The sequence below is a fragment of the Acinetobacter sp. ANC_7503 genome (genome assembly GCF_056780035.1).
In genome coordinates this window covers 83,543-97,840 of sequence record NZ_JBWYJA010000006.1, presented here as the reverse complement: position 1 = coordinate 97,840, position 14,298 = coordinate 83,543, and the positions used below count along the sequence as shown (strand labels likewise).

13 protein-coding genes, 1 tRNA gene and 1 pseudogene are annotated in these 14,298 nt (G+C 38.9%); 9 read left to right on the top strand and 6 right to left on the bottom strand.

Annotated features, from left to right (window positions below; translation table 11 throughout):
• Window positions 1–3: 3 nt before the first annotated feature.
• From ftsI to AC1M9M_RS08445, 5 genes and pseudogenes are all read right to left on the bottom strand, one after another.
• Window positions 4–1,833 (bottom strand): penicillin-binding protein PBP3, encoded by a 1,830-nt coding sequence (gene ftsI / locus AC1M9M_RS08465; RefSeq protein WP_035263956.1) that lies wholly within the window; start codon window positions 1,831–1,833, stop codon window positions 4–6.
• A 9-nt stretch (window positions 1,834–1,842) separates the two neighbouring features.
• The gene (gene ftsL, locus AC1M9M_RS08460; RefSeq protein WP_092767285.1) at window positions 1,843–2,187 is read right to left on the bottom strand and encodes a cell division protein FtsL; all 345 of its coding nucleotides are present in this window, start codon (window positions 2,185–2,187) and stop codon (window positions 1,843–1,845) included.
• Window positions 2,187–3,110: a 16S rRNA (cytosine(1402)-N(4))-methyltransferase RsmH gene (rsmH, locus tag AC1M9M_RS08455; protein ID WP_481591473.1), complete on the bottom strand. Its 924-nt coding sequence runs from the start codon at window positions 3,108–3,110 to the stop codon at window positions 2,187–2,189. Before rsmH ends, ftsL begins: the two co-directional genes overlap by 1 nt.
• A gap of 184 nt (window positions 3,111–3,294) precedes the next feature.
• Window positions 3,295–4,311, bottom strand: a complete 1,017-nt coding sequence (locus tag AC1M9M_RS08450; protein WP_481596113.1) for a sulfate ABC transporter substrate-binding protein — start codon at window positions 4,309–4,311, stop codon at window positions 3,295–3,297.
• 236 nt (window positions 4,312–4,547) lie between these two features.
• Window positions 4,548–5,522, bottom strand: a pseudogene (locus tag AC1M9M_RS08445) (sulfate ABC transporter substrate-binding protein).
• A gap of 405 nt (window positions 5,523–5,927) precedes the next feature.
• On the opposite strand from AC1M9M_RS08445, the gene AC1M9M_RS08440 reads away from it, so the two are divergent.
• The 5 genes from AC1M9M_RS08440 to AC1M9M_RS08420 all read left to right on the top strand — a co-directional run bounded on the left by AC1M9M_RS08440 (window position 5,928) and on the right by AC1M9M_RS08420 (window position 8,979).
• Window positions 5,928–6,242: a DUF4179 domain-containing protein gene (locus AC1M9M_RS08440; protein ID WP_481590428.1), complete on the top strand. Its 315-nt coding sequence runs from the start codon at window positions 5,928–5,930 to the stop codon at window positions 6,240–6,242.
• 127 nt (window positions 6,243–6,369) lie between these two features.
• Window positions 6,370–7,878: a glutamate--tRNA ligase gene (gltX, locus tag AC1M9M_RS08435; RefSeq protein WP_481596112.1), complete on the top strand. Its 1,509-nt coding sequence runs from the start codon at window positions 6,370–6,372 to the stop codon at window positions 7,876–7,878.
• Window positions 7,879–7,992: 114 nt separating this feature from the next.
• A tRNA-Glu gene (locus AC1M9M_RS08430) sits at window positions 7,993–8,068 on the top strand.
• 105 nt (window positions 8,069–8,173) lie between these two features.
• Window positions 8,174–8,515 carry a zinc-ribbon domain-containing protein gene (locus AC1M9M_RS08425; protein ID WP_035263946.1) on the top strand — a complete coding sequence of 114 codons (342 nt, stop codon included), beginning with the start codon at window positions 8,174–8,176 and terminating at the stop codon, window positions 8,513–8,515.
• A gap of 158 nt (window positions 8,516–8,673) precedes the next feature.
• On the top strand, window positions 8,674–8,979 hold the full coding sequence (locus AC1M9M_RS08420) for an SEL1-like repeat protein (RefSeq protein WP_051586493.1): 306 nt from the start codon (window positions 8,674–8,676) through the stop codon (window positions 8,977–8,979).
• 52 nt (window positions 8,980–9,031) lie between these two features.
• Here AC1M9M_RS08420 and ettA read toward each other — a convergent pair whose 3' ends face one another.
• Window positions 9,032–10,693 carry an energy-dependent translational throttle protein EttA gene (ettA, locus tag AC1M9M_RS08415; protein ID WP_035263944.1) on the bottom strand — a complete coding sequence of 554 codons (1,662 nt, stop codon included), beginning with the start codon at window positions 10,691–10,693 and terminating at the stop codon, window positions 9,032–9,034.
• A 298-nt stretch (window positions 10,694–10,991) separates the two neighbouring features.
• Here ettA and AC1M9M_RS08410 point away from each other — a divergent pair, with 298 nt between their 5' ends.
• From AC1M9M_RS08410 to AC1M9M_RS08395, 4 genes are all read left to right on the top strand, one after another.
• On the top strand, window positions 10,992–12,269 hold the full coding sequence (locus AC1M9M_RS08410) for an O-acetylhomoserine aminocarboxypropyltransferase/cysteine synthase family protein (protein ID WP_035263942.1): 1,278 nt from the start codon (window positions 10,992–10,994) through the stop codon (window positions 12,267–12,269).
• Window positions 12,270–12,510: 241 nt separating this feature from the next.
• The gene (locus tag AC1M9M_RS08405; RefSeq protein WP_481596111.1) at window positions 12,511–13,398 is read left to right on the top strand and encodes an SDR family NAD(P)-dependent oxidoreductase; all 888 of its coding nucleotides are present in this window, start codon (window positions 12,511–12,513) and stop codon (window positions 13,396–13,398) included.
• A 116-nt stretch (window positions 13,399–13,514) separates the two neighbouring features.
• Window positions 13,515–13,814 carry a hypothetical protein gene (locus tag AC1M9M_RS08400; RefSeq protein ID WP_481596110.1) on the top strand — a complete coding sequence of 100 codons (300 nt, stop codon included), beginning with the start codon at window positions 13,515–13,517 and terminating at the stop codon, window positions 13,812–13,814.
• Between the two features lie 113 nt (window positions 13,815–13,927).
• Window positions 13,928–14,245: a hypothetical protein gene (locus tag AC1M9M_RS08395; RefSeq protein ID WP_481596109.1), complete on the top strand. Its 318-nt coding sequence runs from the start codon at window positions 13,928–13,930 to the stop codon at window positions 14,243–14,245.
• Window positions 14,246–14,298: the final 53 nt, after the last annotated feature.

Here is a 14,298-nt window from a genome sequence, read left to right as displayed (position 1 = left end):
CACCTATGGAATGGATTTTGGAGTATCTAAGGGTTTATCCAATGGTACGTTTAACAGTCTCAGCGACTCCTGCATTACTTTTGCGAAAACAGGTGCTGAAACAGTACCACCGTAATATGTGCCTTTTGGATTTTCGACCACGACGACCATCGCCAAACGTGGATCACTTACAGGTGCAACACCTGCAAATAAAGCTCGATATTCATTGGTCGAATAACCTTTACGGTCAGCACGTAATTTGTGTGCTGTACCCGTTTTACCTGCAACGCGATAACCTGGTATTTGAGCACGAGTCGCTGTACCGCCTGGTAATGTTGCTGTCTCCATCATTAACAAGACTTGATCCGCAATTTTAGGATCAATCATTTGTTCACCTTGAGGAGCTTCATCCAACTTGTACAAACTTAAAGGAACTTTCTTCCCTTTGTTTGCCAACATGGCATAAGCGTCTGCCAATTGTAGTACCGTGGCATTAAGACCATATCCATAGGACATGGTTGCAACTTCTGAAATATTCCATTTACTTGGCGGTAAGATCAGACCTGGACTTTCACCAGGGAATTTGACAGCCGAACGCTGTCCAAAACCAAGACGCTTATAGAACGTTGGTAAAGTCGGATAAGGCAAAGATAAGGCAATTTTCGCTACACCTACGTTAGAGGATTTTTGAATAATGCCACCTAAAGTAAGCGCTCCATAATTATGTGTATCACGAATCGTATGATTACCGACACGCATCGACCCTGGCGTGGTATTAACGACTGAGTTTGCAGTGTACTTACCACTTTCAAGCGCCATCGCCACCGTTAATGGTTTCATCGTCGAACCTGGTTCAAACGAATCAACTGCACCGCGATTTCGCATTGCATCTTTATTGGATAAACTTTTTTTATCATTCGGGTTATACGACGGCCAACTGGTCATCGCTAGAATTTCACCGGTTTTGACATCGACCGCAATTGCTGTAGCAGAACGTGCATTATTTGCCACGCCTACCGCGGTAAGCTCTCGATACATAATGTATTGCAATCGAGAATCAATACTCAGTGTAATATTTTCCCCAGCTTCAACTTCTTTAATAACTTCTGGAACTTGAACACGGTTACCATGCTTATCACGTACAATTTTCTGTTCGCCATTGACCCCTGCAAGCCGCTTATTCAGCTGCATCTCCAAACCTTCAATCCCTGTTCCCTCGGTATTGGTTAAACCAATGATTTGAGAGTTGGGTTGTGGTTGTGGGTAATAACGTTTATATGATTTTTCAGAATATACGCCAGCAAAATTACGTTGTGCTAACAGAGCCGCTTGAGCAGGTGGTACTTCTTTTTTCAATACTAAATAACGTGAACGAGCTCGATCTTGAACACGCTTTTTGAGGTCAGCTCGATCCAACCCAACTGCATCTGCTAGCTCATCTAAATTCAGGTTTTCCTGTGGTAACTGATTTTTTAATTTACGGCTGGTTGGATTCTTTTTTAACTCTTCAGTGATTTCATCAAAAGTTGCTTTAGTTTCAAAATAATGTTGAGGATCAATCACCACCTTCATAATTGGTGTACTAATAGCCAAGGGAACGCCATTACGGTCGCTAATAACCCCTCGCATCGCGCTTAATTTTTCAGTACGTAAAATTTTGGCATTGGCTTTATTTTGCAAAAAGTCTTTGTTCACAATTTGAACATAAAAGGCACGTGCAACCAATACTACAAAAAATGTCAGGACTAAGCCCCACATTAAATAGAAACGCCACATATCTACAGCAACGGTTCTTTTCTGTGTAATGGGCTGCTGTTTTTTACGTGTTTGTTTTGTTTTGCTTTTATCAACCATTCAGCGTGCCTATTGATTTTTCGCGGTTTCAGCAGGAAGTGAAATCACCACAGTCTGTGATGTTGGTGGTGAATACATACGTAATTGTGTCACTGCACGTGTCCCAATTTGTGCAGTCGCTCCAAATGTCTGTTGCTCAATAAGTAGACGACCCCATTCAGCATTTATGTCTTCAAGCTCACGCATATGCGTATTGAATTCACGAAAATCTTGACGATAAGAATAGACCTGATAGACCACCATAAATGCGCTCACCATGACCATAGCGGTTAAAACGCTATAGATCAGTATTTTTTTACGCACCAAGGTCGTTGCTACCAGTTCCTGTTGTTCTACGTCTTTTTCCTTTTTCATTATTCGCCTTTAAAATTTATTCGCTCTGCAACTCGCAACCAAGCACTTCTAGAACGCGGATTTTGTTTCACTTCTTCTTCACTTGCACGTACGCGATCAATTTTTTTCAAACGACGAGTTTCTTTAGGTTTCTGAGGTAAGCCCCAACCATCATCCTCAGCTAAAGTCGACTCTTTTTGAATAAATTGTTTAATAATTCGATCTTCTAAGGAATGGAAACTGATGACCGCTAATCGACCTCCATTATGAAGCATATCCAGTGCTTCAGGTAAAAAAGCATGCACATCTTCTAATTCTTTATTGATTTCAATTCGAATTGCTTGGAATGTACGTGTCGCAGCATGCTTATTTTTTTCCCATTTCGGATGGGCAACTTTTACAATTTCAGCCAATTGACCTGTAGTCTCAATATAACCTGCTGCTTTAATCGCTTTCGCAATGCGGCGGCTATATCGTTCTTCACCATACTGAAAAATAATATTCGCTAAATGCTCTTCATCAACTTCAACCAACCATTGCGCTGCAGTTAAGCCTTGAGAGTTGTCCATTCGCATATCCAGTGGACCGTCTTTCATAAAGCTGAAACCACGTTCGGCCTGATCAAGTTGTGGTGATGACACACCTAAATCTGCCATAACACCATCGACAGTTTCAACACCGCGTTGATTTAAGGCTGTTTTAATATCTGCAAAACTTGCATGAATAATGGTAAATCTTGGATCTTCTTGTTCTAACTGAGCAGCCACAGCCAAAGCCTGCGGATCTTTATCAAATGCATAGACACGAGAATGTTCATCTAATTTAGACAAGAGAAGCCGAGTATGACCTCCTCGACCAAAGGTGCCATCTACATAAATCCCTGTATTACGCCCACCCAATAGAGCATCTACAGTTTCATGAAGTAATACAGAAATATGCGACATAATAACGTTTCAGAACATCTAAAAATTTAACTGCACATTATTACCTTGTTTTAATAAAGCTCCAAACGACTTTTTGTAGGTAAATTTTACTTTCTATAGGCAAAACCGTTTCATTCACTGGAATGTTCAAATAAAAAAGCCTTACTTAGAGGCTTTTTTATTGAATTTCAATTACTTCGGTATATTAACGACGGCTGTTATAAATCTGATCAAAAATCGCACCATTCACAAAATGTGCTTGTTGTGCTTTTGCCCAACCACCGAAAACCTCATCAATGGTGAATGTTTTTAACTTAGGAAATTGTTTTGAGTATTTTGCTAACACTTCAGCATTACGCGGACGATAGAAATGCTTAGCAGCCATCTCCTGACCTAATGGTGAATATAAATAGTTGATATAGCCAGTTGCCAACCATTTATTGCCATTTTTATCTACAGTACGATCAACGATGGCAACAGAAGGCTCTGTTAAAATCGAAATAGATGGATAAACAATATCAAACTGATCTTTGCCCAAGGCTTTTTGAGTGACCAGTGCTTCATTTTCCCAAGTGAGCAACACATCGCCAATTTTACGCTCAGCAAATGTCGTCATAGAAGCGCGCGCCGCAGAGTCCATCACTTTGACGTTATGGTACATCTTGCTGACAAAGTCTTTTGCTTTCGCATCATTACCACCTGGTTGTTTGAGTGCATAACCCCAAGCTGATAAATATACCCAGCGTGGTAGTCCACCTGTTTTAGGGTTTGGTGTGATGATTTCTACACCCGGCTTAACAAGATCTTGCCAATCCTGAATTTTTTTAGGGTTACCTTTACGCACCATAAAAACAATGGTTGATGTATAAGGTGCAGAGTTATAAGGGAACTTTTTTTGCCATCCTTTATTGATTTGACCCGATTTTACAATCTCTTCAATATCATTTGCCAAAGCCAAGGTGACAACGTCGCCTTTTAAGCCATCAACCACAGAGCGTGCTTGTTTACCTGAGCCACCATGAGATTGTTTAAAGTTGACTTTCACTCCAGTTCTTGACTGCCAATATTGACCAAATGACTGATTAAACTCATCATAAAATTCACGAGTCGCATCATAAGATACATTCAGGAAATCACGTTGTGCTGCTTGGGAAGATACGCTGAACGATAAACCTGTTGCGAGTAAGCCCGCTGTAAGCAAGGCTTTAAATTGAGTTTTCATAGTCAAAAAATCTAGATATACATAATTAATCTAAATATATGAAATAAAATCATATTCATCAATTTAATTTGGAGATGTGATTTACGTTATGTCGCCGCCATTTTTTTCAAGCTTATGAATTAATTCATAAATCATCTTAAATACAGCCTATATTCAAATATATAGTATTTTCTGTATTCCTTATAAAAAAAATGGATAGCATGTCGCGATCCATTCACATAAGTTCTAAAAATAGATTATTTTTCTGCTGAAATCTGGTCGTAAATCGCGCCATTTACAAAGTGAGTTTGTTGCGCTTTCGCCCAACCACCGAACACTTTATCAATGGTAAATAATTGTACCTTTGGAAATTTAGCACTGTATTTAGCTGCGATTTTTTCATTACGTGGTCTAAAATTATATTTAGCTGCTAATTCCTGGCCCAAAGGTGAATACAGATAGTTAAGATATCCTTTTGCGAGATTACGATTCCCATTTCTATCTACGGTTTTATCTACGATGGCAACAGAAGGCTCAGCTAGGATTGAAATGGATGGATAAATAATTTCAAATTTATCTTGCCCCAAACCTTGCGTCGCTAAGAGCGCTTCATTTTCCCAAGACAGTAAAACATCACCAATTCCACGTTCAGCAAAAGTCGTGAGTGATCCACGGGCTCCTGAATCTAACACTTTGACATTTTTGTATAGTCGTTTGACTAACTCACGAGCTTTCGCATCATTTCCGGCAGGCTGTTTAAGCGCATAGCCCCATGCAGATAAATAAATCCAGCGTGGCGCACCACCTGTTTTTGGGTTTGGGGTAATGATCTCAACACCCGGCTTAACTAAATCATTCCAATCTTTGATATTTTTTGGACTGCCCTTTTTTACTAAAAAAACAATTGTAGATGTATAGGGTGCTGAATTATTTGGAAATTCTTTTTGCCAATTTTAATTGATATAACCTGCTTTTACAATTTCTTCAATATCATTTGCAAGTGCCAAGGTCACAACATCTGCTTGTAATCCTGTTGCTACAGCACGTGCTTGTTTCCCAGATCCACCATGAGATTGCTTAAATTGCACATCTTGACCAGTACGTTTTTTCCAAAACTCACCGAAACTTTGGTTATATTCTTGATAAAATTCGCGAGTGGGATCATAAGAAACATTTAAAAATGATGTATTCGCCTGTGCAGTCATACTGAACAACAATGACCCAATACTCATTGGGCCCACTAATTTATGGAAAAAGTGCTTATTCATTAAAATCTCTTTTTTATTACATTTATGAATTGCACTATATTTTTTATTTACTTCAGTCACAATGTATTCAATAGACGAATTAAATCATTGTAAATATTTAAATTTTATATAAATTTTATTCATATGGATTGCATTTTTATCACATAAACTCTCTTTAAATTTTACCCCCTAACATCATATCTTCACCGAATCTCCATATTTTATTGATAAAAAGAGGCAAAATTTATTTCAGCTACAGGTTGAGTAACTTAAGGATTGTTGAATAACAAATTGTAAGAAAGTGTGATGCATTTGTACTTTTGTGAATTTTATGGTTAAAATGTAAACCTAATTACTCTTACAATAAATTCAAAATAGGGGAAAATTGAAATGAATTTGTGCTATTTACAAGCGTTAAGCTTAACTTTATGTGTTTTTGGTATGAGCCAGACACATGCAGCAACGTTACAAAATCCTGCTAAATCACTACAAAACTCTAGTGTTGCTGAAAAGTCTTTAACACCTATCGAACGCGCATTGACTCAACAAAAGCGTGAACGTGCTGAGAACAAACCTTCTTCAGAGATGGATCAGATTAAAGTGATCACCTCTATTAAGAATGCTCCAACGCAAAACTTTCTAGCATCGCAACACCAACAGTTTTCGCGTTTTTTACAAAGTTTATTTCCTCAGCACACATCTTAAGCACCATTTTTCTCAATCTCCCCAATTGAGCCAAATTTAGCCCAGTCCGATTTAATGAATTAATCATTAAGCCACTGGGCTTTTTGCTATAATAAAACCAATTTTTATTTGATAACTTTTTCTGGCTATGACAGTTCGTACTCGTATTGCACCATCTCCTACAGGTTTCCCCCATGTAGGTACTGCTTATATCGCATTATTTAACCTATGCTTTGCTCAACAGCATGGCGGTGAATTTATCTTACGTATTGAAGATACAGACCAACTCCGTTCAACACCTGAATCAGAAAAAATGATTCTCGATTCATTGCGCTGGTTAGGTTTAAATTGGTCAGAAGGTCCAGATGCGGGTGGCCCTCATGCGCCATATCGTCAATCTGAACGTATGGATATTTATAAAAAATATGCGTTAGAACTGGTTGAAAAAGGTCATGCATTCTATTGTTTTGCCACTGCTGAAGAATTAGATCAAATGCGTGCAGAACAACAAGCACGTGGTGAATCTCCTCGTTATGATGGTCGTGGTCTAAAACATACGCCAGAAGAAGTTGAAAGACGTTTAGCGGCTGGCGAACCGCATGTTATTCGCATGAAAGTACCTGAAGAAGGGATTTGTAAATTTAATGACTTACTGCGTGGTGAAGTAGAAATCCCATGGGCACAAGTTGATATGCAAATTCTGCTGAAAACCGATGGCCTACCAACTTACCACTTAGCAAACGTTGTTGATGACCATTTAATGGAAATCACTCACGTGATTCGTGGTGAAGAATGGATTCCATCTGCTCCTAAACACCAATTGCTTTATCAATATTTTGGTTGGGAAATGCCTGTGCTTTGCCACATGCCACTTTTACGTAACCCTGATAAATCAAAACTATCTAAACGTAAAAACCCAACTTCAATCAATTACTACAAAGATATCGGTGTATTACCAGAAGCATTATTAAACTATTTGGGTCGTATGGGTTGGTCAATGCCAGATGAACGCGAAAAGTTCAATTTGGCTGAGATGATCGAGAATTTTGACATCCAACGTGTATCGCTTGGGGGTCCAATTTTCGATGTAGAAAAACTCAATTGGTTAAACGGGCAATGGATCAAAGCACTTAGCCCTACTGAGCTTTTAGACACTTTATTGGCGTGGAAGGCAGATCGTGCCAAGTTAGAAGAAATTGCAGCGGCAATCCAACCACGTATTAACCTATTGTCTGAAGCTGTGAATTGGTCAGCACATTATTTTAATCACTTCCCTACACTGTCTAAAGCACAATTCGAAAGTAAAAAGTTATCTGAAGAGCAAGTTCGTCAAAGCCTACAATTTGCAATTTGGCGCTTAGAAAGCTTATTTACTTGGAGTAATGACACTGTTAGCCAGACGCTAATGGATTTAGCTGCACAAATGGAAATTAAATTACGTGACTTTATGCCTGCGTTCTTTATTGCCATTGCGGGTTCTACTGCTTCAACACCAGTGATGCAAACCATGGTGACCATTGGTCCTGACTTAACTTTTGCTCGCCTGCGTCATGCACTCGAAATCGTTGGCGGTCCAAGTAAAAAAGAGCTTAAAGTGTGGGAAAAATTGAATGAAAGCTTAAAATTGCCGAAAAATGATGCAGTTGATGAAGCTTAATTAAATTTTTTATTGACGCATGAGTGTTATATCCCTAATATAGCGCTCACACAGATTGAGCACTTAGCTTGATACCTAGATTGCTTTTATAGCATTAACTGTGTTGCCTCATAAGTCCCTATCGTCTAGAGGCCTAGGACATCGCCCTTTCACGGCGGTAACCGGGGTTCGAATCCCCGTAGGGACGCCAAATTCTAAAAAACCACTGACCTCGATCAGTGGTTTTTTTTCATCTATACATTTTTGATTTTAGTTTCGATGTTATAGAATTAAGCAAAAGAAATACGGAGCGCTCATGCAGTACCAATGCCCTAAATGTCAAAGTCGTAAAATTCTTCCTTTAGCAAGTGCCAATGCACCTGCTGTACGACCAAATGTTCCTAAAAGCTTAATTATCCTCGTACCCACTCTATTTTTACTCCTATTATTGGTCATTATTAGCGTTGTACTGATGATTTTTAGCAATGGTGCTGGCGAGACACTTCAAATTGCTACTGTGATCGTATTTTTAATTGCAGTGATTGCAGGTGTGATGTTCTGGAAAGATTTACCAGATTTCAAAATTTCGATGCAAGCCTTCATGCAATCTCAAAAGAAATGGAAATGTCGTGAATGTAATCACGAATGGGAAAATTAATTGTTTATTTTCATCAGTCCTAAAAGCTCATTTGAGCTTTTAGGACTTAAAATTAAATAAATTTAAATTTTATATATGAGTAGTAGACAAAACCTTCAAAAGAGCATAATTTAATGAAATAGATCTCATTTTTGCATGGATAAGCAAGGAGAACCATAATGATAATAAAACTATTTCAATCACTATTCTTTGATCTAAAACGTACTCGAACGGCTAATTTATCCAATCTCGAGCCATCCACATCCTTAAACCCTCGAAATCAAATGTGGTTATACCTACGTGATGCATTACGTGGGAATGCTGAAGCACAATATCAATTAGGTCTGAGTTACTTAAATGGTGAACTAGGTTTGGATCGAAATTATCAAATTGCTGAAAAATGGCTGAACCAATCAGCGAATGCTGGAAATGAAAATGCAAAAAGAACTCTACTTCAAGCTTATAGTCTTTTAGCATTTTCATAAAATTAATTCATAAAAAAACCAGCCTGAAGGCTGGTTTTTTTATTAGATGGAATTAACCACCAATTTTGCGATATTTTTGGCGCTTAGCCACTAGATCATCGCCATCGCGTTTACGACGGTATTCTTCGAACTCAGCATAGTTTCCTGTGAAGAATTCTGGTGTTTCACCTTCGAATGACAAGATGTGCGTTGCAATACGGTCTAGGAACCAACGGTCATGCGAGATGACCATTACAGTACCTGGGAATACTAAAATTGCATCCTCAAGCGCACGTAAAGTTTCGATATCCAAGTCGTTCGATGGTTCATCGAGAAGGATAACGTTTGCGCCCATTTGTAGAATTTTCGCAAGTTGTAAACGGTTACGCTCACCACCTGACAATTGACCTACACGCTTCTGCTGATCTTGGCCTTTAAAGTTAAAACGACCAATATATGCACGTGATGCGATTTCATATTCACCAATACGTAAGATATCTAAACCGCCAGAAACTTCTTCCCAAACCGTTTTATTGTTATCTAAGGTGTCACGAATCTGACCCACGTAAGCCACTTTAACTGACTCACCTAGCGTTACCGTACCTGTATCAGGTTGTAATTCACCTGTCATCATACGGAATAGTGTGGTTTTACCCGCACCGTTCTCACCCACGATACCCACGATCGCACAAGGTGGAACAACAAAAGATAAATCTTTGTAAAGCGTACGATCACCAAACGATTTGCTGATACCTTCAACTTCCACAACCTTGTTCCCTAGACGTGGACCAGGTGGAATGTAGATTTCAGACGTTTCGTTACGTTGTTGGAATTCACGAGAGTTAAGCTCTTCAAAGCGTTCCATACGTGCTTTATTTTTCTTTTGCTGACCTTTTGCATTAGAACGAACCCATTCAAGTTCTTTTTTCAATGCTTTAGCAAAAGATTCTTCTTGCTTCTGTTCTTGCTCTAAGCGGGCATTTTTCTGCTCTAACCAAGAAGAATAATTACCTTGATAAGGGATACCCATACCACGGTCAAGCTCAAGAATCCACTCAGCAACGTTATCCAAGAAATAACGGTCATGCGTAATCGCAACGATTGTACCAGGGAAATCTTTTAAGAAACGTTCCAACCATGAAACAGATGATGCATCCAAATGGTTCGTCGGTTCGTCAAGAAGCAACATGTCTGGTTTAGACAAGAGCAAACGGCAAAGTGCCACACGACGGCGCTCACCACCTGACAATTTAGTGACATCAGCATCCCAAGCTGGCAAGTTTAACGCTGCCGCTGCTTGTTCAAGCTGGTTATTTAAGTTATGCGCATCCCAAGTTTGAATAATTGCTTCAAGCTTTTCTTGCTCTTTTGCAAGTGCATCAAAGTCGGCATCTTCAGCTGCATATTCAGCGAAAACTTCATCAAGACGAGCTAATGCATCAAGTGCTTCACGAACGCCATCTTCAACGTTGCCACGAACGTCTTTTGTTTCATCTAATGGCGGCTCTTGCTCAAGGTAGCCGATCTTGATACCTGGTTGTGCACGAGCTTCACCAGAGAAATCTTTATCTACGCCAGCCATAATACGAAGCAAGGTAGATTTACCTGCACCGTTTAAACCAAGAACACCAATTTTAGCGCCCGGGAAAAATGATAAAGAGATGTCTTTAAGGATTTCGCGCTTAGGCGGAACCATCTTAGACACACGGTTCATCGTGTAAATATATTGGGCCACGTAGGACTCCTCTATAAAAAAAACAAAATCCGCTGTAAATACAAATCGCGGACAAATAATTAGGGAGCATTATACGATGAATACGATAAAAACATAAGCCATACGCCCGAACTTGCAAGGAATGTTACAAGTTTATTTTTTCATCAAACTTACCATTCAAAGTGCACAAGAATATGGCTTTTAAATGAGCAACATATGAGAATTTTAGATAACTTTTTCAATATTTTATAAATTTTATAATATGATTAGGGTGCTATATTCTCATTGAACAATTTTTAAACCACAAGAAGATCTCAAAATGACATATAAGGACGAAACCCTCGCCATCCATGCTGGATACTCACCTGAACCAACGACTAAAGCAGTTGCGGTACCCATTTATCAAACGACGTCTTACTCATTTGATAATACGCAACATGGCGCAGACCTATTCGATTTAAAGGTCTCTGGGAATATTTATACACGGATTATGAACCCAACGACTGCTGTGCTTGAACAACGTATTGCAGCACTCGAAGGTGGGATCGGCGCATTAGCACTTGCATCAGGTATGGCAGCCATTACCTATGCCATTCAAACCATTGCTGAAGCTGGGGACAATATCGCTTCTGTATCTACACTTTATGGTGGTACATATAATTTATTTGCACATACGCTACCAAAACAAGGGATCGAAGTGCGCTTCTTCGATTATCAAAATCCAGAAAGTTTGCGAGCACTTGTTGATGAAAAAACTAAATTAGTCTTCGTTGAGTCTATTGGTAATCCACTCGGCAATATTATTGATTTAGAAGCGATTTCTAAGCTTGCACATGAACTTGGCATTCCTGTAATTGTGGACAATACAGTTGCTACACCAGTGCTTCAAAAATCTTTTGAATTTGGTGCAGATATTGTTGTTCACTCTCTAACCAAGTACATCGGCGGACATGGTAATTCGATCGGCGGTATCATTGTTGACAGCGGTAAATTCCCTTGGGGTAAATATCCAGATCGTTTTAAAGCATTAAATACGCCCGATCCAAGCTATCACGGCGTGAACTATGTCGAAGCGCTTGGTGAAGCAGCTTATATTGCACGTGCTCGTGTCGTGCCATTACGCAACACAGGCGCAGCGATTAGCCCACAAAATGTTTTCTTAATCCTGCAAGGTTTAGAAACATTAAGTTTACGTATGGAACGTCATACTGAAAATGCTTTAAAAGTTGCTCAATATTTACAAGCTCATCCAAAAGTAAAATGGGTAAATTACGCAGGACTACCTGATCACCCGCAACATGCTTTAGCTCAGAAATACGTTAAGGGCAAACCTTCAGCAATTCTTTCATTTGGTGTACAGGATGGCTTAGCAGGCGGAACTCGCTTTATTGATGCCTTACAATTATTCACACGATTGGTGAATATCGGTGATGCAAAAAGCTTAGCATGTCACCCAGCAACTACAACGCATCGCCAACTGAATGAAGAAGAGTTAAAAGCTGCTGGCGTTTCTACGGATATGGTTCGCTTATCTATTGGAATCGAACATGCTGACGATTTAATCGCCGACCTAGAACAAGCGCTCGCTCAAGTTTAATCTTGGTAATACATTAGAAATAAAGCCTCATGACTGGGGCTTTATCCTCATTTACCCTATCGTCTTTTTCAATTATTTTATTCGTATTACCACAATAAAAAATTAGAGCATTTACTCTAGTTTTTACAATAAATTCATAAACTTATGCCATGGTTTATTTTCATTTTTCCACTATGCTGATTTGTATGACACGTTTAAAAATACGTGTTCCACAATTCATTGCATTTACAGGGAGAATGAAGTGAATAAAAAATTAGAACAGCGTTTTAAAAAACGTGTCCATGGAAAAAATATTCTGATTACAGGCGCGTCCAGTGGTATCGGTTTAACTGTTGCATATCAATTGGCTGCGGCAGGTGCGCATGTATTATTGGTGGCACGAACTGAGGAAACTTTACAACAAGTAAAATATGAGATTGAGCAAAAAGGGGGAAAAGCTGACATTTTTCCTTGTGATTTGAATGATATGAGTTCAATCGATGCTGTAACGCAACAAATCTTCAATAGCGTCACACATATTGATATTTTAATTAATAATGCAGGTCGTTCGATTCGCCGTGCAGTCCATGAGTCCATCGACCGTTTTCACGATTTTGAACGCACGATGCAACTCAACTATTTTGGTGCTGTTCGCCTCATTTTAAATATCCTTCCACATATGATAGACCGTGAACGTGGACATATTATTAATATTAGTTCAATTGGTGTATTAGCCAATGCTACACGCTTCTCTGCATATGTCGCTTCAAAAGCTGCATTGGATGCATTTAGCCGTTGCCTATCAGCTGAAGTCCATGCGCATAATATCGCTATTACCTCGGTCTACATGCCTTTGGTCAGAACGCCGATGATCGCTCCAACTAAAATATATAAATACGTGCCAGCACTTTCACCGAATCAAGCTGCAGATTTAATCGCTGGTGCTATTGTGAACCGTCCAAAAAAGGTAGCGACTGGTCTTGGAAAACTTGCATCAATTACTTATGCAATTGCGCCTGATATTAATAATAAATTGATGTCGATTGGATTTAATTTATTTCCAAGCTCTACTGCTTCTGTCGGTCGACAAGAGAAATTAAACATTGTACAGCGTGCATATGCCCGACTATTTCCTGGCGAACATTGGTGATCGAACAAGTTAATTTAAGTACTTTGTGAGATGATCTTGTTACATTTTCACTGTGTGATTTTAATTATTCTTTAAGAATTAAATGCCATGATCAAAACATAAAATAGGAGTTTGTCATGGCTCAAATTTATTTTTTTAGATTATTTTTTCTAGCAGTTGCTGTTTTGATTTTTACTCAAATCATGAGCATGATTATTCAGCAACATTACTCATTCGACACCTTATTACAGCTAGGTTTATTTTTAATTTTGCTTGAGCTGGGATTCAACATAAAACCAGCCGATGCTCAAAATAAAACTGAATTGGATCAACAGCAGATGAATCATGCCAAAGCACTAAAGTCTTATGCATATCATTTGTCAAAAATAGGTTTAGGCACTATTGCATTCAGCTTGATCTTACCGAATCTTATTTAGTGCTAATCATGATTGGGTTCAAATCTAGGCGTAAAAAAAATTTTGAGATCATTCGTTAGGCGGCAGAGTTATGTTATAAACCTTGCATCTTATTGATTTTATGCTTTGTACTTATGCGTGGTTTAGCTTTAGTGCTGCAATGTGCAGCCATCGCATTTGCGATATTCCTCATTTATCAAGTTACTCTCGGTTTTTATACTCAAGAATTTAAAGTTTTAGACGTAGTCGCAGATGTAGGAACTATTCTCATCTGTATCGATCTTGCCGTATTCTTGTGGCATAGCCGCCAAACTAAAGCTGCCAACCTACAAGACTATGCACAAAAGATCGAACAATCAGTTCCAAAATTCGTAAAAATTTCACGAAAATTAGGTCATCTCGGGATTTTATTGATCTTAACCAGCTGGATTGTCCCCATGATTAATCGATAAATTAAAAACCTCCCATTTGGGAGGTTTTTAATATCACTTACTGATGAAATGAG

Bases quoted from the DNA above. Each gene is read 5' to 3' on its own strand.
- ftsI (WP_035263956.1), bottom strand. From the start codon at position 1,833: ATGGTTGATAAAAGCAAAACAAAACAAACACGTAAAAAACAGCAGCCC.
- ftsL (WP_092767285.1), bottom strand. From the start codon at position 2,187: ATGAAAAAGGAAAAAGACGTAGAACAACAGGAACTGGTAGCAACGACC.
- rsmH (WP_481591473.1), bottom strand. From the start codon at position 3,110: ATGTCGCATATTTCTGTATTACTTCATGAAACTGTAGATGCTCTATTG.
- AC1M9M_RS08450 (WP_481596113.1), bottom strand. From the start codon at position 4,311: ATGAAAACTCAATTTAAAGCCTTGCTTACAGCGGGCTTACTCGCAACA.
- AC1M9M_RS08440 (WP_481590428.1), top strand. From the start codon at position 5,928: ATGAATTTGTGCTATTTACAAGCGTTAAGCTTAACTTTATGTGTTTTT.
- gltX (WP_481596112.1), top strand. From the start codon at position 6,370: ATGACAGTTCGTACTCGTATTGCACCATCTCCTACAGGTTTCCCCCAT.
- AC1M9M_RS08425 (WP_035263946.1), top strand. From the start codon at position 8,174: ATGCAGTACCAATGCCCTAAATGTCAAAGTCGTAAAATTCTTCCTTTA.
- AC1M9M_RS08420 (WP_051586493.1), top strand. From the start codon at position 8,674: ATGATAATAAAACTATTTCAATCACTATTCTTTGATCTAAAACGTACT.
- AC1M9M_RS08410 (WP_035263942.1), top strand. From the start codon at position 10,992: ATGACATATAAGGACGAAACCCTCGCCATCCATGCTGGATACTCACCT.
- AC1M9M_RS08400 (WP_481596110.1), top strand. From the start codon at position 13,515: ATGGCTCAAATTTATTTTTTTAGATTATTTTTTCTAGCAGTTGCTGTT.
- AC1M9M_RS08395 (WP_481596109.1), top strand. From the start codon at position 13,928: ATGCGTGGTTTAGCTTTAGTGCTGCAATGTGCAGCCATCGCATTTGCG.